Source organism: Micromonospora sp. NBC_01392, from assembly GCF_045040125.1.
GTDB lineage: Bacteria > Actinomycetota > Actinomycetes > Mycobacteriales > Micromonosporaceae > Micromonospora.
Map to the genome: position 1 here is coordinate 5,320,644 of NZ_CP109549.1, position 24,173 is coordinate 5,344,816.

Annotated in this window: 22 protein-coding genes and 1 pseudogene; 9 read left to right on the forward strand and 14 right to left on the reverse strand. The window is 72.9% G+C overall.

The window, feature by feature from the left end:
• Nucleotides 1-4: 4 nt before the first annotated feature.
• Nucleotides 5-802 carry a tyrosine-protein phosphatase gene (locus OG767_RS22750; protein WP_405090423.1) on the reverse strand — a complete coding sequence of 266 codons (798 nt, stop codon included), beginning with the start codon at nucleotides 800-802 and terminating at the stop codon, nucleotides 5-7.
• Nucleotides 803-845: 43 nt separating this feature from the next.
• Here OG767_RS22750 and OG767_RS22755 point away from each other — a divergent pair, with 43 nt between their 5' ends.
• The gene (locus OG767_RS22755; protein WP_405090424.1) at nucleotides 846-1,943 is read left to right on the forward strand and encodes a mandelate racemase/muconate lactonizing enzyme family protein; all 1,098 of its coding nucleotides are present in this window, start codon (nucleotides 846-848) and stop codon (nucleotides 1,941-1,943) included.
• Between the two features lie 56 nt (nucleotides 1,944-1,999).
• Entirely contained in the window at nucleotides 2,000-2,917 is a 918-nt protein-coding gene (locus tag OG767_RS22760) for an NlpC/P60 family protein (RefSeq protein ID WP_405090425.1), read from the forward strand.
• Between the two features lie 41 nt (nucleotides 2,918-2,958).
• Here the strand turns inward: OG767_RS22760 and OG767_RS22765 are convergent, their stop codons facing one another.
• The 3 genes from OG767_RS22765 to pnuC all read right to left on the reverse strand — a co-directional run bounded on the left by OG767_RS22765 (nucleotide 2,959) and on the right by pnuC (nucleotide 6,228).
• Nucleotides 2,959-3,957 carry a TerC family protein gene (locus tag OG767_RS22765; RefSeq protein ID WP_107162469.1) on the reverse strand — a complete coding sequence of 333 codons (999 nt, stop codon included), beginning with the start codon at nucleotides 3,955-3,957 and terminating at the stop codon, nucleotides 2,959-2,961.
• Between the two features lie 538 nt (nucleotides 3,958-4,495).
• The gene (locus OG767_RS22770) at nucleotides 4,496-5,578 is read right to left on the reverse strand and encodes an AAA family ATPase (protein ID WP_405090426.1); all 1,083 of its coding nucleotides are present in this window, start codon (nucleotides 5,576-5,578) and stop codon (nucleotides 4,496-4,498) included.
• Entirely contained in the window at nucleotides 5,575-6,228 is a 654-nt protein-coding gene (gene pnuC, locus OG767_RS22775; RefSeq protein ID WP_405090427.1) for a nicotinamide riboside transporter PnuC, read from the reverse strand. Before pnuC ends, OG767_RS22770 begins: the two co-directional genes overlap by 4 nt.
• 74 nt (nucleotides 6,229-6,302) lie before the next feature.
• On the opposite strand from pnuC, the gene OG767_RS22780 reads away from it, so the two are divergent.
• A complete protein-coding gene (locus OG767_RS22780; RefSeq protein WP_405090428.1) occupies nucleotides 6,303-6,596 on the forward strand; it encodes an antibiotic biosynthesis monooxygenase family protein in 294 nt (97 codons plus the stop codon).
• Between the two features lie 124 nt (nucleotides 6,597-6,720).
• Here the strand turns inward: OG767_RS22780 and OG767_RS22785 are convergent, their stop codons facing one another.
• From OG767_RS22785 to uvrB, 4 genes are all read right to left on the reverse strand, one after another.
• Nucleotides 6,721-7,620 (reverse strand): DUF5753 domain-containing protein, encoded by a 900-nt coding sequence (locus OG767_RS22785; RefSeq protein ID WP_405090429.1) that lies wholly within the window; start codon nucleotides 7,618-7,620, stop codon nucleotides 6,721-6,723.
• 84 nt (nucleotides 7,621-7,704) lie between these two features.
• Nucleotides 7,705-8,073, reverse strand: coding sequence for a VOC family protein (locus tag OG767_RS22790; protein ID WP_405090430.1), 369 nt, complete (start codon nucleotides 8,071-8,073; stop codon nucleotides 7,705-7,707).
• Nucleotides 8,074-8,096: 23 nt separating this feature from the next.
• The gene (locus OG767_RS22795) at nucleotides 8,097-8,930 is read right to left on the reverse strand and encodes a helix-turn-helix domain-containing protein (RefSeq protein ID WP_405090431.1); all 834 of its coding nucleotides are present in this window, start codon (nucleotides 8,928-8,930) and stop codon (nucleotides 8,097-8,099) included.
• Nucleotides 8,931-8,955: 25 nt separating this feature from the next.
• Complete coding sequence (gene uvrB / locus OG767_RS22800; RefSeq protein ID WP_405090432.1) at nucleotides 8,956-11,067, reverse strand: excinuclease ABC subunit UvrB; 2,112 nt, start codon at nucleotides 11,065-11,067, stop codon at nucleotides 8,956-8,958.
• Between the two features lie 306 nt (nucleotides 11,068-11,373).
• On the opposite strand from uvrB, the gene OG767_RS22805 reads away from it, so the two are divergent.
• Nucleotides 11,374-13,038 carry a hypothetical protein gene (locus OG767_RS22805; RefSeq protein WP_405090433.1) on the forward strand — a complete coding sequence of 555 codons (1,665 nt, stop codon included), beginning with the start codon at nucleotides 11,374-11,376 and terminating at the stop codon, nucleotides 13,036-13,038.
• Between the two features lie 54 nt (nucleotides 13,039-13,092).
• Here OG767_RS22805 and coaE read toward each other — a convergent pair whose 3' ends face one another.
• Complete coding sequence (coaE, locus tag OG767_RS22810) at nucleotides 13,093-14,343, reverse strand: dephospho-CoA kinase (RefSeq protein ID WP_405090434.1); 1,251 nt, start codon at nucleotides 14,341-14,343, stop codon at nucleotides 13,093-13,095.
• A gap of 206 nt (nucleotides 14,344-14,549) precedes the next feature.
• Nucleotides 14,550-16,082, reverse strand: a complete 1,533-nt coding sequence (gene rpsA, locus OG767_RS22815; RefSeq protein ID WP_405090435.1) for a 30S ribosomal protein S1 — start codon at nucleotides 16,080-16,082, stop codon at nucleotides 14,550-14,552.
• 321 nt (nucleotides 16,083-16,403) lie between these two features.
• Here rpsA and OG767_RS22820 point away from each other — a divergent pair, with 321 nt between their 5' ends.
• From OG767_RS22820 to OG767_RS22835, 4 genes and pseudogenes are all read left to right on the forward strand, one after another.
• The gene (locus OG767_RS22820) at nucleotides 16,404-17,207 is read left to right on the forward strand and encodes a class I SAM-dependent methyltransferase (RefSeq protein ID WP_405090436.1); all 804 of its coding nucleotides are present in this window, start codon (nucleotides 16,404-16,406) and stop codon (nucleotides 17,205-17,207) included.
• Nucleotides 17,208-17,262: 55 nt separating this feature from the next.
• Complete coding sequence (locus OG767_RS22825) at nucleotides 17,263-17,865, forward strand: Uma2 family endonuclease (protein WP_405090437.1); 603 nt, start codon at nucleotides 17,263-17,265, stop codon at nucleotides 17,863-17,865.
• A 40-nt stretch (nucleotides 17,866-17,905) separates the two neighbouring features.
• A complete protein-coding gene (locus tag OG767_RS22830) occupies nucleotides 17,906-18,124 on the forward strand; it encodes a DUF2945 domain-containing protein (protein WP_281936414.1) in 219 nt (72 codons plus the stop codon).
• A pseudogene (locus tag OG767_RS22835) lies at nucleotides 18,111-18,455 on the forward strand (DUF3140 domain-containing protein); the annotation flags it as partial. The gene OG767_RS22830 and the pseudogene OG767_RS22835, both read left to right, overlap by 14 nt.
• Before the next feature lie 33 nt (nucleotides 18,456-18,488).
• On the opposite strand, the gene polA reads toward OG767_RS22835, so the two are convergent.
• Complete coding sequence (gene polA, locus OG767_RS22840; RefSeq protein WP_405090438.1) at nucleotides 18,489-21,188, reverse strand: DNA polymerase I; 2,700 nt, start codon at nucleotides 21,186-21,188, stop codon at nucleotides 18,489-18,491.
• A 57-nt stretch (nucleotides 21,189-21,245) separates the two neighbouring features.
• Here polA and OG767_RS22845 point away from each other — a divergent pair, with 57 nt between their 5' ends.
• Nucleotides 21,246-21,419, forward strand: coding sequence for a hypothetical protein (locus OG767_RS22845; RefSeq protein ID WP_405090439.1), 174 nt, complete (start codon nucleotides 21,246-21,248; stop codon nucleotides 21,417-21,419).
• A gap of 39 nt (nucleotides 21,420-21,458) precedes the next feature.
• Here OG767_RS22845 and OG767_RS22850 read toward each other — a convergent pair whose 3' ends face one another.
• The 3 genes from OG767_RS22850 to OG767_RS22860 are packed head-to-tail and all read right to left on the reverse strand — an operon-like array spanning nucleotide 21,459 to nucleotide 24,161.
• On the reverse strand, nucleotides 21,459-22,268 hold the full coding sequence (locus OG767_RS22850; protein ID WP_405090440.1) for an amino acid ABC transporter ATP-binding protein: 810 nt from the start codon (nucleotides 22,266-22,268) through the stop codon (nucleotides 21,459-21,461).
• Nucleotides 22,265-23,251: an amino acid ABC transporter permease gene (locus OG767_RS22855; protein WP_281936419.1), complete on the reverse strand. Its 987-nt coding sequence runs from the start codon at nucleotides 23,249-23,251 to the stop codon at nucleotides 22,265-22,267. The genes OG767_RS22850 and OG767_RS22855 overlap by 4 nt, the downstream gene beginning before the upstream one ends.
• A gap of 4 nt (nucleotides 23,252-23,255) precedes the next feature.
• Nucleotides 23,256-24,161 carry an ABC transporter substrate-binding protein gene (locus OG767_RS22860; protein ID WP_281936421.1) on the reverse strand — a complete coding sequence of 302 codons (906 nt, stop codon included), beginning with the start codon at nucleotides 24,159-24,161 and terminating at the stop codon, nucleotides 23,256-23,258.
• Nucleotides 24,162-24,173 lie beyond the last annotated feature (12 nt).

Genomic DNA, 24,173 nt, shown 5'->3' on the forward strand with positions numbered 1-24,173 from the left:
GCGGCTACTCCAGCAACTGCTCCCGCAGCGCCGCCCGGACCTCGTCGGTCACGCCCAGCCCGTCGCGCAGGTACGCCTCGAACGAGCCGTGCACCCGGCGCACCTCGTCGTACGCGGCGTCCAGGTACTCCGCGCGCACCTCCAGCAGTGGCCGGGCCACCGCCGGGTCGAGGTCCGGCCGACGGCGCGTCATCGCCGCCAGCAGCACCTCGCGCAGGCTCTCGGTCAGCTCGTTGTGCCGCAGGTAGTCGGCCCGGATCGCCGGTTCCGGCACGCCCAGCGCGGTCAGCAGCACCACCGACAGCCATCCGGTGCGGTCCTTGCCGGCGGAGCAGTGGAACAGCAACGGCAGGTTCGCGCCGTCCGCGGCCAGCCGCACCGCCGCGCCGAACCCCGCCCGCGCCGGTTCCCCGGTGACGAACCAGCGGTAGATCGCCGTCATCGCCCCCGGCATGCCCTCGCGGGCCAACTCCGCGTACGCCGCCAGGTCGTGCCCCTGCAACACGGCCGAGACGTAGGTGAACACCGGGTGGGCCGCGTCGTACACCGGTAGGTGCACCACGCGGGGCGCGCCCACCAGCCGGTCCGGCGGCGCCACCTCCTGCTCCTGCACGGCGCGCAGGTCCACCACGCAGGCCGTGCCGAGCTTGCCCAGCACCGGCAGATCGTCGTCGGTCAGCCGGCCCAGCGCCGCGGTCCGGACGAGCCGCCCGGCACGGACCCGCCGCCCGTCGGTCGTCGGCAGCCCGCCCAGGTCACGGGCGTTCGGCGCGCCCACCAGCTCCCAGTCCCGCCCGGTCATCGGCCCTCCCCTGCTCGCCACCAGTGCCTATAGGGTGCCCCACATGACGATCGCGGCGGTACGCACCCACCGGCTCTCGGCCCCCTTACACACCCCGTTCGTCACCGCGCTGCGGAGCACCACCACCGTGGAGACCCTGATCGTCGAGGTGATCGACAGCGACGGCCGATCCGGGTTCGGCGAGGCCCCGCAGGTCTGGCAGGTCACCGGCGCGTCGATCGGCGGTGCGGAGGCGTGCGTCCGCGAACTGCTCACCCCGCTGCTGACCGGGCGCGACGCGGACGACCTCCAGGCCCGCTGCGGGCAGGTGCGCCGGGCCGTGGTGGGCAACGAGTCGGCGAAGGCGGCCGTCGACGTGGCGCTGCACGACCTGGCCGCGCGGCGGCTCGGCGTACCCCTGGTGCGGCTGCTCGGCGGCACCGCGCTGCGCGTCCCGACGGACGTCACGCTGGCCGCCGGCGACGCGGTCGACCTGGCCGCGGCGGCCGGTCGGCGCCGGGCCGAGGGTTTCACGGTGCTGAAGCTCAAGGTCGGCACCGACGCCCGGGGCGACCTGGACCGGGTCCGCGCGGTGCGCGCCGCCGTCGGCCCGGACGCGCGGATCCGGCTGGACGCCAACCAGGGCTGGACGCCGCGCGAGGCGGTCCGGGTGATCCGCGGCATCGAGGACGCCGGGCTCGACGTCGAGCTGGTCGAGCAGCCGGTGCACCGCCGTGACCTGGACGGGCTGGCCTGGGTCAGCGACCGGGTGGCGGTGCCGATCCTCGCCGACGAGTCGGTCTTCGACGTGCGCGACCTGGTCGAGGTGATCCGCCGTCGGGCGGCCGACATGGTAAACGTGAAGCTGGCCAAGTGCGGCGGCCTGCAGTCGGCCCGCACGCTGCTGGACCTGGCCGCCGCGCACGGCATGGGCACGATCGTCGGCTCGATGATGGAGGGTCCGGTCGGCGTGGGCGCCGCGGCCAGCCTGGCCGCCGCGCACGGCACCACGGCCGTGTCGGATCTCGACGCCGCCTGGTGGCTGGCCTGGTCGCCGGTCACCGGCGGGCTCCGGTACGAGGGCGCGGACGTGCTGCTGCCGGACGCCCCGGGGCTCGGCATCGCCGACGTGAATGAAGCTAAGGTTCAGCGCCACGGTTGAGTGAGGTTGGATTTTTTCATAGGGTCCCCCACAGGAGCGTGGGAGGAGGGGTGCGGATGGCGTCTCAACCGGGCCACCAGGCCGTGGTACGGGTCCCGGTGGCGACCCTGTGGACAGACCCCGACGCGGTCCGCCCGATCGACGGACCCGCCCTGCGCGACAGCCCCGACGTCGCCGCCTGGGTTGCCGGGATGGATCGCGACCAGTGGGTCGGCGACTGTGTCCTGACCCAGTTGCTGCTCGGCGAGCCGGTGCTGGTCACCGGGGCCGGGCCGGACGGCTGGGTCCGGGTGGTCGCGCTCGGGCAGCCCGCCGCCAAGCTGGACCCTCGCGGCTACCCGGGCTGGATGCGGTCGGCCCACCTGGCCGCGCCCGCCGACACCGGGCCGACCGGGTCCGCGTTGGTGGTCGACGTCCGCCGGACCACACTGCACGAGACCGCGGGCGGGTCACCGGCGCTCACCGGGGTGATCCTGGGCACCCACCTCACCTCCGCCGGCCGGCCGGCGGACGGCTGGCGGCCGGTCCGGGCGCCCGGGCGGGTCGAGCCGCTCTGGGCCCCGGAGGGCGACCTGGTGCCGCTGCCCGCCGAGCGGCCCGAGGCCAAGGAGGTGCTCGCGGTCGCCGAGCGGCTGCGCGACTCGGTCTACATCTGGGGCGGCCTGTCCACCGACGGCATCGACTGCTCCGGTCTGGTGCACCTGGCCTGGCGGCGGTACGGCGTCACGCTGCCCCGCGACGCGGACGACCAGGCCGAGGCGACCACGCCGCTGGCGCTGGACGACGAGCGCCCCGGCGACCTCTACTTCTTCGCCCGCCCCGGCCGGCGCATCCACCACGTCGGGATCGTCACGGCCGAGCCGCACGGCGGCCGGCGCCGGATGCTGCACGCCTGCTACCTCACCCGCCGGGTGGTCGAGGAGGAACTGCCCCCGGACCGGGTCGCCACCCTGGTCGGCGCGCACCGCGTCTGACCCGGTGTCCGGGGCGTCGTCGCCCCGGACACCCGGTGCGGTCAGCGACGCGCCTCGGCCAGTTCCCGGCGCCGGTCCCGCGACGACTTGGCCAGGCTCGCCACGGTGGCCACGGCCAGCGTGCCGAGGATGACCGTCAGCGAGAGCCAGATCGGGATGTGCGGCGCCCACGCCACGTGCTCGCCGCCGTTGATGAACGGCAGGTTGTTGTCGGCCAACGCCTCCAGGACCAGCTTCACGCCGATGAAGCCGAGCACCACGGCCAGCCCGTAGCTGAGGTAGATGAGCCGGTCCAGCAGACCGCCCAGCAGGAAGTACAGCTGCCGCAGCCCCATCAGCGCGAAGACGTTCGCGGTGAACACCAGGTACGGCTCCTGGGTGATCCCGAAGATCGCCGGGATCGAGTCGAGCGCGAAGATGAGGTCGGTGGTGCCGATCGCGATCATCACGATCAACATCGGGGTGAACAGTCGCCGCCCGTGCTCCCGGGTGGTCATCTTCGCCCCGTCGAAGTCCCGGGACAGCGGCAGCGCCTTGCGGCTCCACCGGATCAGCAGGTTCTCGCTGAACTCGTCCTCGTCCGGCTCGCCCTGTCGGGCCAGGTTCACCGCGGTGTAGATCAGGAACGCGCCGAAGATGTAGAACACCCAGGAGAACTGGGAGATCAGCGCCGCGCCGGCGGCGATGAACCCACCGCGCATCACCAGCGCCAACAGGATGCCGATGAGCAGCACCTTCTGCTGGTACTGCCGGGGCACCCCGAAGCGGGCCATGATGATCACGAAGACGAAGAGATTGTCCACCGAGAGGCTGTACTCGGTCAGCCAGCCGGTGTAGAACTGGCCGGCCACGCTCGGCCCGGCCGTCACCCAGAGCACCACGCCGAAGAGCAGCGCCAGCACCACGTAGAAGCCGACCCACAGGCTGGACTCGCGGACGCTGGGCTCGTGCGGGCGGCGGCCGATGATGAACAGGTCGGCGAGCAGGACCGCGATCATCGCGGTCAGGGTTACCGCCCACACCAATGCGGACACGTTCAAATCCATCCTCCGGCAGACACGCAGCGTCGGGCACACCGTACGCCGGGTGTTGGGCCGGGGTGCGTCGACGCTGACTGTGGTGACTGTCGGAGGTCTCTTCCGCCGGCGCCCGGGTGGACTCCGACCGACGGAGCCGGGTCGAGCGACCGGGGGGTGCCGGCGCTCTTCCGTGCTGACGACTCCGTCACGGGGGAATACTCCCCTCCTCGGCCGCCATTGTTCACCATGCCGGCCCGGTAGCGCATCTCCGGGCGCCGATCTGCCGTCATCGGGTGCCGCTCCTCACGTATTCGCGGGACGTCCTAGGAGGCTAGCCTCCCTTCCTGGCGCTGGCAGCTCTCGGTGCCCTTTCGAGCTGAGAGCGGAAACGACTCACGGCAGCGCGTCGACCGACCGCCGGCCACGTCCCACCCGGCGTCCCGAACGCGCCCTGCGTGAGTCGTTACTGCCATCAGCTCGAAAGGGCATCCGGCGAACAGCACCGCCAGGTGCCGGCGCGCCCGGCACACTCCGGTCCGGTGCGGTGCGGAAGAGGGCCTCAGTGGGCGGGCAGCAGCGGCTCGGTGAACGCCCAACCGGCGGCGAGCAGATCCTCGACCGCGGCGGCCGCGGTGGCCAGCCGCTCCTCGTGCGTGCCGCGCAGCTCGACCACCGGCACCCCGCTGGCGGCCAGCTCCACGCGGAACCGCCCGGTCATCCACGCCCGCAGGTGCTCCCCGTCGCGCAGGCCGTCGTCGGCGAAGGGCACCCCCTCGTGGTCGGTGAGCAGATAGAGCGCCGGGCGGCGGGCGGCGGCCCGGACCTCGGCCGACGACGACCCCAGGTAGCGCTCCTCCCAGAGCGCGGTGGCCCGGGCGTCGGTGTCGCAGCACAACAGCGGGCCGCTGACCCGCGCCGCGGCGTCCTCGGCGGCCTGCTGCTCGCGCACCACCTCGACGAAGTCGTCCCGGTCCCAGGTGACGTCGAAGACGGTCGCGTCCGGTCGGGAGCGGCGCAGCGTGGCGAGTTTGCGGGCGGTCAGCTCACGGCCGTACTCGGGGACCCAGGCGGTGCGGAAACGCTCGGCGAGCGCCCGCGCCATGGTGGTGGTGCCGGTGGACTCCGCGCCGACCACCACGACGCGGCGGACCAGCCACGCCCGCACCGGCGCGCTCAGCCACCGCCAGTGCGCCGCCGGGTCCGCGCGCACCGCGGTGCCGGAGACCGGCACCGCCCGCCGCTGCGGATCCACGTCGACCGCGACCGCGCCGAACCGGCGGGCCAGCTCCCCGCCGTACGCCTCGGAGGAGAAGACGGCGTCCACCGACTCGCCGCCCAGCGCGTCGGCGAACACCGCGCAGTGCAGGTCCCAGACCGCCGGGTCGGCGTAGTCGACCGGATGGTCGTCGTGCCGGCCGACGAACCGCACCCACGGCGTGCCGGCGTGCACCTCGCGCAGCCAGGCCAACCGCAGATCCAGCGGGATCGACTCGCGCCGGGACGGCGCCACCACCACGGTCACCGCCGCGCAACGGGCCGCGGCGGCCTCGACGAGCGCGTGGTGCCCGGCGTGCGGCGGATAGAACTTGCCGACCACCAGGCCGTGCCGGAACCGGCGCGGGGCCGCCCCGGTCGCGCTCATGCGGCCACCGGCGCCGGGCCGGGCGGCACCGGCGTGGCCGCCGCGCGCCGGCGCAGGTCCGCCCGCCAGGACCGCAACCCCACCACGCAGAGGGCCAGGAAGATCAGGTACAGGCCGCCGGTCAGCCACAGCCCCTTGTACGCGTACAGCGGGATGTAGATCAGGTCGGCGGCGATCCACAGCCACCAGCTCTCCACCCGCTTGCGGGTCTGGCCGTAGGTGGCCAGCAGCGACAACGCGGTGGTGACCGCGTCGGCCAGCGGGACGGTCGAGTCGGTGGCCCGGTCCAGCAGCGCCCACAGCCCGGCGGTGAGCAGCAGACCGGCCAGGCCCAGCGCCCACCACTCCCGCCGCCCGGTGCGGGCCACGGTGAGCCGGCTGCGCCGGGCCCCGCCGAACAGCCACTGCCACCAGCCGTAGATCCCGAGCACCACGTAGACGAGTTGCAGGCCGGCGTCGGCGTACAGGCCGGCGGTCCAGAACAGCACCATCAGCAGCAGCACGTTGGCGATGCCGACCGCCCAGTTCGCGATGTGCTGGCGGGCGACCAACCAGACGTTGACCACGCCGGTGCCGAAGCCGAGCAGCTCCGCCCAGGTGGTGCCGGCACCGAACACGGTGAACGCGGTGCCGGTGAGCCAGTCGAGCATGTGGGTGTCCCTCCCCCGCCGCCGGAGCGCCCCCGGAGCGTACCGGGGGTGGCCGGGCATGGGAGGCTTCGGGCATGGTTCTTGAGGTCGCGCTGATCGACGTGACGCCCGGACAAGAGGACGACTTCGCCGCCGCCTACGCGCAGGCCCGGCCGATCCTCGCCGAGGCGCAGGGGTGCCGCTCGGTGCGGATGACCCGCGGGGTGGAGTCGCCCACCCGGTTCGTGCTGCTGGTCGAGTGGGACTCGGTGGAGGCGCACGACGTGAACTTCCGGCAGACCGAGCGCTTCGGGCGGTGGCGCGGGCTGATCGGCCCGTACTTCGCCGGCCCGCCGCTGGTCGAGCACTTCGTCGACGTGCCGGCCTGAACTGTCGTACCCCACGCGTAGCCTGCGCGCGACGCGCGGTCACCGGTCCCGGCGGGCAACGGGGGCGCCGGGCCCGGTGGGCGCGCGGCGGCCCCGTTTCAGCCCGGTGGGTGCGCGGCGCCCCTCACCCCGGCTCGCGCGCGTCGCGGGGCCGGGGCACCGGCGCGGGGCCGAGCCGTCGAGCCAGCAGCTCGGCCGTCGCGTCCTCCGGCAGCGCCGCCGCGAGCAGCCGCTGGATCACCTGCTCGTAGCGGGCCACATCCGCCTCGCCGACCAGGCGCAGGTCGGTGGTGAGCGTCTCCACCAGCACGGTGCGGGGATCGTCCGGGTCCGGATAGGCGTAGTAGGAGAACGGCGCCAGCGGGTGCAGGTCGTCGCCGGACGAGGCGTCCCGCGGCAGCACCCGGACCGTGACGTGCGACCGCTCGGCCAGCGCCAGCAGATGCCGTAGTTGCTCCCGCCACACCTCGGCCGGCAGGCCGCCCGGCTCGCAGGCCCGCTCGTCGATCAGCGCGGTGTAGTGCGGCGGGTCCGACCGGACCAGCAGTTCCTGGCGTACCGCCCGGGCGCGGACGTCGGCATCCACGTCCACCTCGTCGGCGACCGACGCGCCGGCCGACACCCGCAGCCGGGCGTACGCCGGGGTCTGCAGCAGGCCGGGCACGAACGCCGGCTGGTATTCCACGATGCGCTCGGCGCCGGCCTCCAACTCCGCGTACGCCCGCTGCCGCTCGCCCATCTCGCCCAGCGCCTTGGACCACCCACGCCCGGTGGCGGCGTCACGCGCGATGACGATCAGATCGTCGCGCTGGTGCGGCGGCACCGCGTAGACGTCGAGCAGGTCGAGCACGTCGGCCAGGTCGGGCCGGCTCTGCCCCAGCTCGATGCGGGACAACTTCGACGTGGACGCCCAACCGAGCCGGGCGCAGACCTGCTCGAGCGTCAGTGACTCACGGCGGCGCAGCCGGCGCAGCTCGACGCCGAGCCGCACCCGCCGGACGACCGGACTTGCTGACATCGGCATGCGCTCCTCCCAGGGTGGGAGCGTACGCATGACCATCACACACGGCAATACCTCGCTTGCGTAGAGCAACAGACGCCGGGACGGTCAGGGACGGTACGTGCCGAACGACCAGACCATGCCGACCAGGTCACGGGCGGCGTAGTCGCGGGAGCCGTAGTCGGTGTCGAACGGCGACCTGACGATTTCCGCGCCGGCCGCGCGGGCCCGCTCGTGGTGCGCGTCCACGTCGTCGACCGCCAGGTAGACGCGGTAGTCGTCGTCGGCCGGGCGGCTCGCCGGTGCGGGCCCCGGCCCGATCATGACGAGGCCGTCGCCGTGACCGAGCTGGGCGTGGCGCACCGCGCCGTCAGGCCCGGCGTGCAGCTCGTGGACCGTGAGACCGAACGCCGACCGGAGGAAGTCGACAGCGGCGTGGACGTCGGGGTACCGGAGGACCGGGTAGATGCTTCGCATGGCACCAGCCTGCCGCGCGCCGGTCAGCCCGGATAGGACGGATGTGATCCGGGCCGGGCCAGCACCGCCGGCGTGGCCCCGGCGAACGCCTGGAACTCCCGGATCAGATGCGACTGGTCGTAGTAGCCCCAGCGGGCCGCCCGCTCCGCCCAACCCGCCCCGCCCGCGCCGGCGGCCGGCGCGGTGAGCACCGTGCGGCCCAGACCGGCGTACGCCCGCTCGAAGCGCAGGAGCCGGGCCACGGTCCTCGGCGGCAGCCCGAACTCCTGGCGGAACCGGACCGCCAGGTGACGACGGGACCAGCCGATCTCGTCGGCCAGCGCGGCGACGCCGACCGCTCCCCCGCTGACGTCGAGCCGCCGCCACGCCGCCCGCAGCCGACCGTCGACCGGGTCGGTGGCCGCCAGCCGGGCGGCGAGGGCGGCGTCGAGCCGGGCGAAGCGCTCCGTCCAGCCGGCCGTGCCGGCCAGCGCGTCCCGCAGGTCGGTCAGCCAGCCGGCGACCCGGTCGACCGGGACCACCCGGTTGGCCAGCTCGCCGAGCGGCAGCCCGAGCACCCGACGCGCCGCCGGGGCGGTCAGGACCACCTGCACGCCGACTCCCGTCCCGGCGGTACGGGTGGCGCACCAACCGTCGAACGGGCCGGCCAGGAACGCGTTGCCGGACGTGCCGCGGCCGGTCGCCCGCGGATCGTGCACGTCGAGCGGGTCGCCCCAGCCCAGGATCAGCACCACGAACGCACCGGCCACCTCGCGGCGCACCAGCGGCGCCGGCGCGTCCTCCCGATAGCCGAGGTACCGGTCCACCCAGGGACGCAGCCGGGCGTCGGGACGCCCGACGACCGCCTCGGTCAGCATGCCGTCCTCCCGGCCGGCGAGCCGCTCACCGCACCCCGGCCGCGTCCATCCCGCGCAACTCCTTCTTGAGGTCGGCGACCTCGTCGCGGATCCGTGCCGCCAGCTCGAACTGGAGCTCGCGGGCGGCGGCCAGCATCTGGTCGTTGAGCTCCTGGATGAGGTTGGCCAGATCGGCCCGGGCCATCCCCTCCCGGGACGGGATCGCCGCGCCGCCGCGGCCACCGCGGCTGCGGGTCTCCTTGACCGGCGCCTTGCCCCGGGACAGCTGCCGCGCGGCGCCGCCGACGGTGGCGGCCTCGGTGTCCTCCGCCTCGCGGTAGATGTCGTCGAGGATGTCGTGGATCTTCTTGCGCAGCGGCTCGGGACTGATGCCGTGGGCCTCGTTGTGCGCGATCTGCTTGGCCCGACGCCGGTCGGTCTCGTCGATCGCCGCCGCCATCGACGGGGTGATCTTGTCGGCGTACATGTGGACCTGGCCGGAGACGTTCCGGGCCGCGCGGCCGATGGTCTGGATCAGCGACCGGCCGCTGCGCAGGAAGCCCTCCTTGTCGGCGTCGAGGATCGCCACCAGCGAGACCTCGGGCAGGTCGAGGCCCTCCCGGAGCAGGTTGATGCCGACCAGCACGTCGTAGTCGCCCTTGCGCAGCTCACTCAGCAGTTCGACCCGGCGCAGCGTGTCCACCTCGGAGTGCAGGTAGCGCACCCGGATGCCGTTCTCCAGCAGGTAGTCGGAGAGGTCCTCGGCCATCTTCTTGGTCAGCGTGGTGACCAGCACCCGCTCGTCGCGCTCGGTGCGCAGCTTGATCTCGTGCATGAGGTCGTCGATCTGCCCCTTGGTCGGCTTCACCACCACCTCGGGGTCGATCAGACCGGTGGGCCGGATCACCTGCTCGACGAACTCGCCCTGGGCCTGCTCCAGCTCCCACGGGCCCGGGGTGGCGGAGAGGAAGACCGACTGGCCCACCCGCTCCAGGTATTCGTCGAAGCGCAGCGGCCGGTTGTCGGCGGCGCTGGGCAGCCGGAAACCGTGGTCGATCAGCATCCGCTTGCGGGAGGCGTCGCCCTCGTACATGCCGCCGATCTGCGGGATGGTGACGTGCGACTCGTCGACCACGGTGAGGAAGTCGTCGGGGAAGTAGTCGAGCAGGCAGTGCGGCGGGCTGCCGGGCAGCCGGCCGTCCATGTGCATCGAGTAGTTCTCGATGCCGGAGCAGAAGCCGACCTGACGCATCATCTCGATGTCGTAGGTGGTGCGCATGCGCAGTCGCTGCGCCTCCAGCAGCTTGCCCTGCCGCTCCAGCTCGGCCAGTCGCTCGGCCAGCTCGGCCTCGATGTCGCGGATCGCCCGCTCCATCCGCTCCGGGCCGGCGGCGTAGTGCGTGGCCGGGAAGATCACCAGGCTGTCGACCTCCCGGACCACGTCCCCGGTCAACGGGTTGAGGTAGTAGAGCTTCTCGATCTCGTCGCCGAACAGCTCGATCCGGACGGCGAGTTCCTCGTACGCCGGGATGATCTCCAGCGTGTCGCCGCGGACCCGGAACGTGCCGCGTTGGAAGGCCATGTCGTTGCGGGCGTACTGGATGTCGACCAGCCGGCGCAGCAACTGGTCCCGGTCGAGCTCCTGCCCCACCTTGGCCCGCACCGCGCGGTCGAGGTATTCCTCCGGCGTGCCGAGGCCGTAGATCGCCGACACGGTGGCCACCACGATGACGTCGCGCCGGGTGAGCAGCGACATGGTCGCCGAGTGCCGCAGCCGCTCCACCTCCTCGTTGATCGAGGAGTCCTTCTCGATGTAGGTGTCGGTCTGCGGGATGTAGGCCTCGGGCTGGTAGTAGTCGTAGTAGGAGACGAAGTATTCCACCGCGTTGTGCGGCAGCAGCTCGCCGAACTCCTTGGCGAGCTGGGCGGCGAGCGTCTTGTTCGGCGCGAGCACCAGCGTGGGCCGTTGGAGCCGCTCGACCAGCCACGCCGTGGTGGCGCTCTTGCCGGTGCCGGTCGCGCCCAGCAGCACCGTGTTGCGGTCGCCGCGACGCACGCGACGCTCAAGATCGTCGATGGCTGCCGGCTGGTCGCCGGCCGGCTGGAACTCGCTGACCACCTGGAAGCGGCCGTCGAGCCGGGGAATGTCGAGCGCCATGACACCAACGGTACGCCCGCGGTCCGACACTTCCCCGCCGACCACGGGCCGTCCCTGACCGGCTTCGATATTCCCATTGTGTGGCTCATCTCACCGGACTACCCTCGTACCGTAGGCCGCTCGCGGCGGCCGACCGGGCCGGTGGCCGCCTCCCTCGTGGGGGCCCGGCCGCCCCCGGCGCCGAAGGCCGCAGCACCCGGGACGACCGGCGTGCGCGCCCATGGTGGTCGCGCCGAGAGGCGCTCACCGGCCGCCGCGAGCGCCCCTGCGTCGTCACCCGCGACCCCGCAGCCGCGTTGTCCCCTCGTGGAGCCCTCTCCCGACCGCCGGACGCGCCGTGACCGCGCGCCCGGCACCGGCGCGTCCACCCCGCCGCCGGAGCCCGGCCGGCCGCCCGCACCGCCGCGCCCGCACCGGGCCACCGCGCGCGGCGACGCCGACCAGCACGTGCCGCGCGAGCCCGGCCGAGGCCATCGCCGATCCCGCACCAGTGTCCCGACCCGGCCCGGCACCACGGTCGGCCGCCGTCGGCGCAGCGGCGCCGCGACCGGCCCGAGACCGGCCGGCACCGGCCGAGCGGGCGACGATCCCGCGCTGGACGGGGCGGGCCACCCACCGGACCGGCCGACCCGCCGACGCGCCGCGCTGGCCTCGCTCGGGCTGGCCGCCGCCGCCTCGGCGACCCTCCTGGTCGCCGGACTGCACGGCGCGTCCCCACCACGGTCGGACCCGGCGGATCGCCCGCTCACCACCGACGAGGCCGAGCGGGTGGCCGCGCTGCGGGTGACCAACGTGCGGGACCTGCGCGCCGGCGTCCGGGTCACAGCCGGCGCCGGCCGGGACCGGATCGAACTGCTCGGCTGGGTCGACTGGGCCCGGCCGCTGCTCTACCTGGACGTCGGCGGTCCCGGCGCGGGCGCCGACCGAGGGCTCGTCCAGGCCACCGCGGCGGCGCTGCTGGTCCGGCCGGCCCCGGCCGCGCTGCCCACGCCGGCGCGACCACCGCTGGTGCCGCCGCCCGACCGGTGGCGGCTCCGCGAGCCGCCGGCCGGCCGAGGGCTGGCCGCCGTCCGCGACCTGCTGCTCGGACTGGGCGCGGACCGGCTCGACCCGGTCGCGCGGGACGGCCGTTGGCTGCGCCGGGATAGCCTCGCCGGCGTCCCGGTGGACGTGCTCCGGGCGTCGCTGGCCGCCCCGTCTGGCGACCCGCGGCCGACGCTCTGGCTGGACCGGGACGCCCGACTGCACCGGCTGGCCGGACGGCTGCCCGACGGCACGCCGGTCACCGTCGACCTGGAGCGCGCCGACCGGCCCGCCCCGCACCCGGTGGACGCGCTCGGCGGCCGGGCCGGGCAGCCCCGGCCGCTGACCGACGACGAGGCGGACCGGTTGGCCGGCCTGCCCGCCCGGCTACGGCGCGCCGGCGGCGCGGCGGTGACCGTGGCCGCCCCGCTCGACCCGTCCACCACCCTGCACGGGGTGGGCACGCTGAACTGGTCGACGCCGTCGGCGTACCTCACGGTGACCGACGACGACACCGGCCGGCGTACGCTGCGCCGGGCCGGACCGGGCGGGGTGGCTCACGCGCAGGCGTCCCCCGACGGGCCCGGAGCGCCGCCACTGCCGACGCCCGGCGGGCTGCCACTGCCGACGCCCGGCGGGCTGCTCACGGCCGCCGCCCGGCCGCCCACCGACGCCCTCGACCGGCTCGTCGAGGCCGCGCTACGGGCCGGCACCCGACCACCGGACCAACCGGCGCTGCGGATCCGGACGGACGCGACCGCAGGCCGTGCGGTGGACGTCATCGAGGTGCCGGGCGGCCTGCGCTGGTGGCTGGACCGGGCCGGACTGCCCCGCCGCCTGGAACTGCGCACCACCCGAAACGTGTGGATCCACCTCACCCTCACCCCCACCCCCTCCCCGCCGAAGCGCGCAGATTCACGGAAAGTGGGGCCATCCGACGCGGAATGAGCACACTTTCCGTGAATCTGGGGGCGGCGGGCGGGGGTGCGGGGGTGGTGGGGGTCAGGGGCGCCAGCCGGTCTGGGCGGCCCAGTCCTCGGCGCGCAGGTGCTCCTCGTCGAACCAGGGATCGGTGAGCGTGCCGTGCTCCGCGCTGTCCGGCGCGGCAGCCACCAGGTCCCGCTTCATCTGGAGGTACGCGGCCCGGCGTGCCGGGTCCGCGCGGAGGTGGTCGCGCATCAGCAGCGCGTACCGCCAACCGGCCGAGCCGGCCACCCGCAGATGCAGCAGCACCGGGCGACCCGGGTCCGCGCCGCCGTGCAGCCGCTTCACCCACTCCACCCGGTCGGGGCGACGCGGCGCGTCCCGCCACTCGCCGGGCAGCCGGGGGAAGCCCGCCTCGGCCAGCCGGTCGGCGAGCGGACCGTCCGCCTCCGCCAGCGAGGGGACGGTGAGCTGGATGTCGATGACGTCCGGCGCGGCCAGGCCGGGCACGGCGGTGGAGCCGACGTGGTCGACCCGGAGGTCGCCACCGGCCGCGTGGTGGATCCGCGCGGCCAGCCGGGCGTACTGCGCGGGCCAGGTCGGATCCGGCTCGATCAGCGTCGACGGCCCGGTCAACGTCGACGGCTCGGTCAACGTCGACGGCTCGGTCAACGTCGACGGCTCGGTCAACGTCGACGGCCCGGTCTGGACGGCGTGCCGCTCGCGGACGTTGCGCTCGTAGGGCAGCAACCGGTCCCGCCAGAGGTCGTCCACCGCGTCGTGCAGGTCGGTCAGCGTGCCGTCGTTGGTGAGCAGCACGTCCGCCACCGCCGCCCGGAAGGCGTCATCGGCCTGCGCGGCGATCCGCCGCTCGGCCTCGGCCGGGTCCATGCCCCGGTCCCGGGACAACCGCGCCAGCCGGGTCGGGACCGCCGTCTGCACCACCACCACCAGGTGGTACGTGGGCGCGAGCCCGACCTCGACCAGCAGTGGCACGTCGTTGACCACCACCGCGTCGGCGGGCGCGGCGGCGACCAGCTCGGCGGCCCGCGCCCGGACCCGGGGGTGGGTGATCGCCTCCAGTCGGCGGCGGGCGGTCTCGTCGCCGAAGACCAGCGCGCCCAGCGCGACCCGGTCCAGCGAGCCGTCCGGGCCCAGGACCCGGTCGGAGAACGCGGCGACCACCTCGGCCAGTCCTTCGGTGCCGGGCGCGACCACCTCGCGGGCGATCCGGTCCGAGTCGACGACCACCGCGCCGAGCGCGGCGAGGCGGGCCGCCACCGCGCTCTTGCCGGATCCGATCCCGCCCGTCAGCCCCACCTTCAGCATCCGGACAGTCAACCGGATCACCGGACACATGCCAAACAGGCCGGCGCTTCCGCGCCGACCGGGGAAGGCACGCGAACGGCGTCCGCACGTGTTCACGACGCGGGCCCCGCCCCCGGCGCTCCGCTGGTGCGGAACGCGGGGACGGGGCCCGTCGTCAGAGGCAGCCGCTGGTGCGTCCGGGTGGACGAACCGGCGTCAGCGACCGGTCACTTGCCGCCGGCGAGCTTCTCCCGCAGCGCGGCGAGCGCCTCGTCGGTGGCCAGCGTGCCGGCCGGCTCCTCGGCCTGACGGCTCGGGGCCGACGAGGTCGAGGTGGTGGTGGTGGCGCTGGCGGGCGGGGCCGGGTTGGCCGCGGCCTCGGCGTCGGCGGCGCGGGAGGTCTGCACCTGCTTGGTGTGGGCCTCCCAACGCTGACGCGCCTCGGCGTACTGGTTCTCCCAGGTCTCGCGCTGCTTGTCGTAGCCCTCGAGCCACTCGCCCGTCTCCGGGTCGAAGCCCTCCGGGTAGATGTAGTTGCCCTCGTTGTCGTACGTCGCGGCCATGCCGTAGAGGGTCGGGTCGAAGTGCTCCTCGCCCTCGACGAAGCCCTCGTTGGCCTGCTTGAGCGACAGCGAGATCCGGCGGCGCTCCAGGTCGATGTCGATGACCTTGACCATGACCTCGGAGCCGACCTGCACGACCTGCTCCGGGATCTCCACGTGGCGCTCGGCCAGCTCGGAGATGTGGACCAGGCCCTCGATGCCGTCGTCCACCCGGACGAACGCGCCGAACGGCACCAGCTTGGTGACCTTACCCGGCACGATCTGCTGGATCGCGTGGGTGCGGGCGAACTGACGCCACGGGTCCTCCTGGGTCGCCTTCAGCGACAGCGAGACCCGCTCGCGGTCCAGGTCGACGTCCAGGACCTCGACCTCGACCTCCTGGCCCACCTCGACGACCTCGGACGGGTGGTCGATGTGCTTCCAGGACAGCTCGGAGACGTGCACGAGGCCGTCCACGCCGCCCAGGTCGACGAACGCGCCGAAGTTGACGATCGAGGAGACGACGCCCTTGCGGACCTGCCCCTTCTGAAGCTTGTTGAGGAACTCGGTGCGCACCTCGGACTGCGTCTGCTCCAGCCAGGCCCGGCGGGACAGGACCACGTTGTTGCGGTTCTTGTCCAGCTCGATGATCTTGGCTTCGAGCTCGCGGCCGACGTACGGCTGCAGGTCACGCACCCGCCGCATCTCGACAAGCGACGCGGGCAGGAAGCCGCGCAGGCCGATGTCGAGGATGAGACCACCCTTGACGACCTCGATGACCGAGCCGCGGACGACACCGTCCTCGTCCTTGATCTTCTCGATCGTGCCCCAGGCCCGCTCGTACTGCGCCCGCTTCTTGGAGAGGATCAGCCGACCCTCCTTGTCCTCCTTCTGGAGGACGAGGGCCTCGATGTGGTCGCCGACCGAAACAACCTCGGCCGGGTCCACGTCGTGCTTGATCGACAGCTCCCGAGAGGGGATCACGCCCTCGGTCTTGTAGCCGATGTCGAGCAGGACCTCGTCCCGATCGACCTTGACGACGGTGCCTTCGACAATGTCGCCGTCGTTGAAGTACTTGATGGTCTCGTCGATAGCGGCGAGGAATGCTTCCTCAGAGCCGAGATCGTCGTGCGTGACCTTGTTGGCGCTCGAGGTGGCCTCGATGCTGCTCGTCATGTGGGCGGTTGCTCCGGTCGGATGGGTTGTCACAGCGGGCATGGGTGTCGCGGTGACTCTTCCGCGCCAGCGGATCCGTCGCCGGGCACACCGAACGATCGACGCAAGAAGATCATTAGTGGCTCCGGTGACCGCACACCTGCTCCCTGCCGAGGCACACGATCCGCGAGCGCATCGTCTAGCCTACCCGCTGCATTACCACAGCGTGCAAGCCCTCCCGGGTCCGTGCGACCTCATCCGCTGCGAAAGCGGAGATTTCGCGCGGTAAGGGGCCACTCCTGTCTCGTCCGTCACATCCGCCCCACCCGCGACACGCCCGGCCCGCCCGCGACGCGGCACCCGACCGGCCCTAGCGTGGACTCCGTGGACGACGACAGGGTGACCCGCCGGCGGGTCGGGGCCGCCGAGATCCGCCGGGCCAACCGCGGCTGGTGGGACACCGACGCCGACGCCTACCAGGCCGAGCACGGCACGTTCCTCGGTGACGTCGACTTCGTCTGGTGCCCGGAGGGGCTGCGCGAGGCCGACGCGAGGCTGCTCGGCGACGTCACCGGCCGCCGGATCCTCGAACTCGGCGCCGGCGCGGCCGCCGCCGCCCGCTGGCTCGCCGCCCAGGGCGCCCGGCCGGTCGCGCTGGACCTCTCCGCCGGCATGTTGCGGCACGCCGCCGACGCCGCCGACCGCAGCGGGGTACGCGTGCCGCTGGTCCAGGCCGACGCGCTGGCGTTGCCCTTCGGCGACGCCGCCTTCGACACGGTCTGCACCGCGTTCGGCGCGATCCCGTTCGTCGACGACTCGGCGGCGGCGATGCGCGAGGTGGCCCGGGTGCTGCGCCCCGGCGGCCGGTGGGTCTTCTCGGTCACCCACCCGATGCGCTGGATCTTCCTCGACGACCCGGGCGAGGGCGGGCTGACCGCCGTGCACTCGTACTTCGACCGCTCCCCCTACGTCGAGCAGGACGCACGCGGCGTGGCCACCTACGTCGAGCAGCACCGCACGCTGGGCGACCGCATCCGGGAACTGGTCGGCGCCGGGTTCCGCCTGCTCGACCTGGTGGAGCCGGAGTGGCCGGCCGATCATGAGGGGATCTGGGGCCAGTGGAGCCCACTGCGCGGCCGGCTCTTCCCCGGCACCGCCATCTTCGTGACGGAGAAGCCGGCGACCTGAGCGCGTCGCACCTCCGGTCCGACCTGGGCCGGCGGTGGCGCGGCACGCTGTTCCGGTGGGCACCGAACAGATGATGACGGAAGCCGTGCCCTGGCGCCCGGACCCGGTCCGGCAACAGCTCGCCGACCATCGGGTGGAAGATCTGCTGGCGCTGCCCCCCGATGCGCCCCGCGTCGAACTGGTCGACGGCATCCTCCACGTGACCCCGCTCCCCACTCTCCGCCACCAGCACATCACCGGCCTGCTGGTCATGTGGTTACGGCGCCGCGCCCCGACCCACCTACGCGCCACCCAGGCGGTGAGCATCGAGCTGGACGTCGACGCGAGCCGTCGGCCGGACGTGCTGCTCCACCACGCCGGGCTGCCGCCCGGCTGCCGCCTGCTCCGCCCCGTGGACGTCGTGCTGGCCGTGGAGATCGTCTCGCCCGGCACCCGGCGGGTGGACCGGTTCGCCAAGCCGGGCGAGTACGCCGCCGCCGGCATCCCGTTCTACTGGCGGATCGAGCAGGACCCGGTGCACCTGTACGCGTACCGCCTCGGTGACCGGATCGGCCCCGGCGGCGAGCGCCAGTACGAGCTGGTGGCCGACGGCAGCGAGGTGGTCGAGTTGGCCGAGCCGTTCGACATCAAGCTGCCGGTCGCCGAGATCCGGCCCTGACCGCACCGTTACTCGGTCCGGCGGGCGGGTAACCGCCGGCATGGCCGAGAAGGAGTTCCGCGCCGGCGACCACGTCTCCTGGGCCAGCCACAGCGGTCGGGCGTACGGCGTGGTCAAGGAGAAGCTGACCGAGCGCACCCACGTCCGCGGGCATCCGGTGCACGCCTCGCCGGAGCAGCCGCAGTACCGGATCACCAACGACGACTCCGGCCGCGACGTCGCCCACCGACCGGAGGTGCTCCGCGATGAGTCGCAGTGAGGACCCGCAGCAGACGTACCGCGAGTTCACCGACGCGGTGAACATGAAACCCGCCGAGCTGACCCGCTGGCTGGAGACCGACGAGTCCAAGCACGTCGGCTGGCACAAGCCGGGCACCAAGGGCGGCGAATCGGTCGGGCACGACTCCGGCCGCCGGATCGTGGACCTGCTGCGCCGCAAGCGCGACCAGCTCACCGCCGCCGACTACAAGCACATGCGCAAGGTGGTCGGCTACGTGCACCGGCACCTGGCCCAGCGCCCGTCCGGCGACGTCCGCGACACGAGGTGGCGCTGGTCGCTGATGAACTGGGGGCACGACCCGCTCAAGGGCTGAGCCCGGCTCGCCGAGAGGCGGGGGGGTCGGTCAGTGGTCGGCGCTGTTCCAGTCGCGGCCCTCGCCGACCGACACCTCCAGCGGCACCGACAGCGGGTACGCCGCGCCCATCTCCTTGCGCACCAGCGCCTCCAGCGCCTCCCGCTCCCCCGGGGCGACCTCGAAGACCAGCTCGTCGTGCACCTGGAGCAGCATCCGGGAACGCAGCCCGGCGTCGCGCAGCGCGCTGTCGACGTGCAGCATGGCGACCTTGATGATGTCGGCCGCCGAGCCCTGAATCGGGGCGTTGAGCGCCATCCGCTCGGCCATCTCCCGGCGTTGCCGGTTGTCGCTGACCAGGTCGGGCAGGTAGCGGCGGCGACCCAGGATGGTGGAGGTGTAGCCGTCCTGCCGGGCCCGGGCCACCACCTCCTGGAGGTAGTCGCGGACGCCACCGAACCCGGCGAAGTAGTTCTCCATCAGCCCGCGGGCCTCCTCGGCGGAGATGCCGAGCTGCTGGGACAGGCCGAACGCGCTCAACCCGTACGCCAGGCCGTAGTTCATCGCCTTGATCTTGCGGCGCTGGTCGGCGGTGACGTCGCCGACCTCGACGGTGAAGACCGAGGAGGCGGTCGCGGCGTGGAAGTCGTGCCCGGAGTTGAACGCCTCGACAAGTGCCTCATCGGCGGACAGGTGCGCCATGATCCGCATCTCGATCTGGCTGTAGTCGGCGGTGAGCAGGCATTCGTAGCCCTCGCCGACCACGAACGCGCGCCGGATCCGCCGCCCCTCCTCGGTGCGGATGGGGATGTTCTGGAGGTTCGGCTCGGTGGACGACAGCCGCCCGGTCGCGGCCACCGTCTGGTTGAACGTGGTGTGGATCCGGCCGTCGTCGGAGACGGACTTGAGCAGCCCGTCGACAGTCGACTTGAGCTTGGCGACGTCACGGTGGCGCAGCAGGTGGTGCAGGAGCGGGTGCTCGGTCTGCGCGTAGAGCCACTGGAGGGCGTCGGCGTCGGTGGTGTAGCCGGTCTTGATCCGCTTCGTCTTGGGCAGCGCCAGCTCGGTGAAGAGGATCTCCTGCAACTGCTTCGGCGAGCCCAGGTTGAACTCCCGGCCGACCACGGCGTACGCGCTCTGCGCGGCGGCCTTCACCTCGGCGGCGAAGTGCGCCTCCAGCTCGGACAGGTAGTCGGTGTCGGCGGCGATGCCGGTGCGTTCCATGGCGGCGAGCACCCGCATCAGCGGCAGCTCCACCTCGGCCATCAGCCGGGCGGACTGCTCGCCGTCCCGGGACAGCTCGGCGTCGATCGCGTCGGCCAGGTCGAGCGTGGCCCGGGCCTGGAGCATCAGGTTCTGCTCGGCCGCGTCCTCGTCACCGAACCCGTCCAGGGTGAGCTGGCCGGTCTCCGGCGCGTCGACGCGCAGCTCCCGGTGCAGGTATCGCAGCGCCAGGTCGGTGAGGTCGTAGGAACGCTGGTCGGGACGGGCCAGGTAGGCGGCGATCTGGGTGTCGCGGGCGATGCCCCGCAGCTCCCAGCCGTGCGCGGCGAACGCCAGCACCGCCGGCTTGCTGTCGTGCAGCACCTTGGGCCGCCCGGCGTCGGCCAGCCAGCCGGCCAGCGCGGCCTCGTCGGCGGCGGCCAGCCGGCTCGGGTCGAACCAGGCGCCCGCGCCGTCGGTGGTGGCCAGCGCCATCCCGGTCACGGTCGCGGTGTGCCGGCGGTTGGGCCCGGTGTCGAGCGTGGCCGCCAGGCCGACCGACGTGCCGGCCGGGGCGTGCGTGCCGAGCCAGCCGGCGAGCGCGCCCGGCTCGGTCAGCACCTCGCCGGCCAGCTCGAAGCCGGCCTCGGCCTCCGGCTCGACGGCTTCGAGGTACTGGTAGAGCCGGTCGCGCAGGATGCGGAACTGGAGCGTGTCGAACACCTGGTGCACGGCCTCGCGGTCCCAGCCCTGCCAGCGGGCGTCCTCGGGACGCACCGGCAGCTCCAGGTCGGTGACCAGGCAGTTGATCTCGTAGTTGCGGATCACGTCGGCGAGCCGCTCGCGCAGGCTGTCGCCCGCCTTGCCCTTGATCTCGTCGGCGCGCGCCACCACGCCCTCGACCCCGTCGTACAGGTTGATCCACTTGGCCGCGGTCTTCGGGCCGACCCCGGGCACGCCGGGCAGGTTGTCGCTGGTCTCGCCGACCAACGCGGCCAGGTCGCGGTAGCGGCCGGGGGTGACGCCGTACTTCGCCTCGACCGCCGCCGGGTCCATCCGGGCCAGGTCGGAGACGCCCTTGCGCGGGTAGAGCACGGTGACCTGGTCGCCGACGAGCTGGAACGCGTCCCGGTCGCCGGTGGTGATCAGCACGTCCATGCCCTGGTCGCGGGCCTGGCAGGCGAGCGTGGCGATGACGTCGTCGGCCTCGTAGCCCTCCTTCTCGACCACCGGCACGCGCAGCGCGGCGAGGACCTCCTTGACCAGGCTGACCTGGCCCTTGAAGTCGGTCGGGGTCTCGCTGCGACCGGCCTTGTACTCCGCGTACCGGTCGGTGCGGAAGGAGCGGCGGGAGACGTCGAACGCCACCACGATGTGGGTCGGCTGCTCGTCGCGCAACACGTTGATCAACATCGAGGTGAAGCCGTAGACGGCGTTGGTCGGCTGCCCCGTGGTGGTGGAGAAGTTTTCCACCGGCAGGGCGAAGAACGCCCGGTATGCCAGGGAGTGTCCGTCGACGAGGAGCAGGCGCGGCGTCGTAGCTGTCACGGCAGCGACTCTAGTCCGTGACCCCGACATCCCCGGCACCTGCTCGCCACGGCCGGCATGGTGGCCGCGTTCAGCGCGCCGGCTTTCGCCGTCTGGGTCAACGGTGGGGTCTACTCGACCCAGTCGAAGTGCATCTCGGTCGGGCAGTCCCGGGTCAGCAGCGGCACCTACCAGACGTACGTCTGCGAGTCGCAGAGCCCCGGCTGGCTGCTCCGGGGCTACGTGAACTGACCGGAGGGGTCCGGTGCGGCGCGCGCCGCACCGGACCCGTCAGAGCACCTTGGCCAGGAACGCCTGGGTCCGCTCGTGCTTCGGCGCGGAGATCACCTCGCGCGGGTCGCCCTGCTCGACGACCACCCCGCCGTCCATGAAGACCAGGTGGTCGCCGACCTCCCGGGCGAAGCCGATCTCGTGGGTCACCACGATCATCGTCATGCCGTCGCGGGCCAGGTCCTTCATCGTGTCCAGCACCTCCCCGACCAGCTCCGGGTCGAGCGCGCTGGTCGGCTCGTCGAAGAGCATCAGCTTCGGCCGCATGGCCAGCGCCCGGGCGATCGCCACCCGCTGCTGCTGGCCGCCGGAAAGCTGACCCGGGTACGCGCCGAGCTTGTCGCCCAGCCCCACCCGCTCCAGCAACTGCGCGGCGTGCTCCCGGGCCTGCGTCTTCTTCGCCTGCCGCAGCAGCAGCGGCGCCTCCATGACGTTCTGCAACACAGTCATGTGCGGGAAGAGGTTGAACCGCTGGAACACCATGCCGATCGCCCGGCGCTGCGCGGCCACCTCCTTGTCCCGCATCTCGTGCAGCTTCCCGCCGCGCTCCCGGTAGCCGATCAGGTCCCCGTCCACCCAGATCCGGCCGGCGTCGATCTTCTCCAGGTGGTTGATGCAGCGCAGGAACGTCGACTTGCCGGATCCGGAGGGCCCGAGCAGGCAGCACACCTCGCCGGCGCGGACCTCCAGGTCGATGCCCTTGAGCACCTCCAGCGGCCCGAACGACTTGTGCACCTGCTCGGCGCGCACCATCAGGTCGGACCCGGCCGTCGGCACGGTGGCCTGCGTGGGCACGATCAGCTCGGTCATGGTGTCCCCGCCCCTCCGGCGCCGCCTCCACCGGTCTCCGCGGCCAGCGTGCGCAGCCGCGCCCGGGCCCGTTGCGTGGTCCCGTACCCCTTGCCGAAGTGGCGCTCCAGGAAATACTGCCCGACCAGCAGGATGCTGGTCAGGAACAGGTACCACAGGCAGGCGGCGACGTACATCGGGAAGATCTGGAACGTCCGCTTGCCGACGGCGTCGAGCTGGAAGAACAGCTCCACGCTCACCGGCACGTAGAGCAGCAGCGACGTGTCCTTGAGCATGGCGATGGTCTCGTTGCCGGTCGGCGGGATGATCACCCGCATCGCCTGCGGCAGCACCACCCGGCGCAGCAACTGGCCCCGGCTCAGGCCGAGCGCCTGGGCCGCCTCGGTCTGCCCCGGGTCCACCGACTGGATGCCGGCCCGGACGATCTCCGCCATGTACGCGGCCTCGGAGAGCGCCAACCCGAGCAGGCCGGCCATGAAGCCGGTGAGGATGTCCCGGGAGGAGAACCCGAACAACCGCAGTTGCAGGTTGTCGATGCCGAACAACTGGCCGAGCTGGGTGTCGAACGGCACGCCGAACTCGACCCGGCTCCACAGGATGCCGATGTTGCCGAAGACGGCCAGCAGCACCAGCCGGGGCACGGCCCGGAAGAACCAGGTGTACAGCCAGGCCACGCCGCGCAGGATCGGGTTGTCGGAGAGCCGCATCACCGCGATCACCACGCCGAGCGTGACGCCGATCAGCATCGCGCTGACCGTCATCAGCACGGTGCCGCGCAGCAGCCCCTCGATGATCGGCGGGCGGAACATCTTGTCGACCATGAAGGACCAGTTGAAGGCCTTGTTGGTCACCAGCAGGTGGACGAACATCGCGGTCAGCACGGCGAGCACCGCCACCGCGATCCAGCGTCCCGGGTGCCGCACGGGCACGGCCTTGATCGGTTCCGGCCGTGCCCGCGCGGTTGTCGCTTCCTCGGTGGTCATGTCGTCACGGGTTGATCGCGGGATCCGTGATCGCGCCGTCCCCCACCTTCCACTTGTCGAGCACCTGCTTGTACGAGCCGTCGGTGATCAGCGCCTTGGTGGCGTCGCGCACCGCCTCGGCGAACTGCGCCTGCTCCTTGGCCACCACGTAGCCGTACGGGGCCGCCTCGTACTGCTTGTCCAGCAGCTCCAGGGCGTCCTTGGACTGGGTCACCGCGTACACCCCGACCGGGTAGTCGGCGAGCATCGCGTCGTCCTTGCCGGAGACGACCGCGGCGGTGGCGGCGTCCTGGCCCGGGAACTGGTCGATCGTGATGGCCGGCTTGCCGGCGTCGGTGCAGGTCTTGGAACGCTTCTGGATGTCCTCGACCTGGACCGTGTCCTTCTGCACCGCGATCTTCTTGCCGCAGGCGTTGTCCAGCGCCACCCCGGCCGGGTTGCCCTTCTTGGTCACCCACTGGGTGCCGACCTGGAAGTAGCTGACCATGTTGGCCTGGCCCTTGCGCTCGTCGTTGACGGTGAACGACGAGACGCCGACCTCGTACTTGCCCGAGTTGACGCCGTTGATGATGTCGCCGAACGGCGCCGAGACGAACTCCGCCTTCAGGCCGAGCTTGGCCGCCACGGCGGTGAACAGCTCGACGTCGAAGCCGATGACGGTCTTGCCGTCGGAGTCGAGGAACTCGGCCGGGGCGTACGTGGAGTCGGTGCCGACCACGATCTTGCCGTCGGACTTGATGGCGTCGGGCACCTTGGCGGCCAGCGAGGAATCCGCGGTGGCGGTCACGCTCGCGCCGCCGCCGGGCTGCTCGGTCTGCTCCTCCTCACCGCAGGCGGCGAGGGAGAGCAGGAGGACGGCCGCGCCGGCGACGCCGAGCGCCGCCCGACGGCCGGGGCTGGGGTGGAACATGGGGTACTCCTT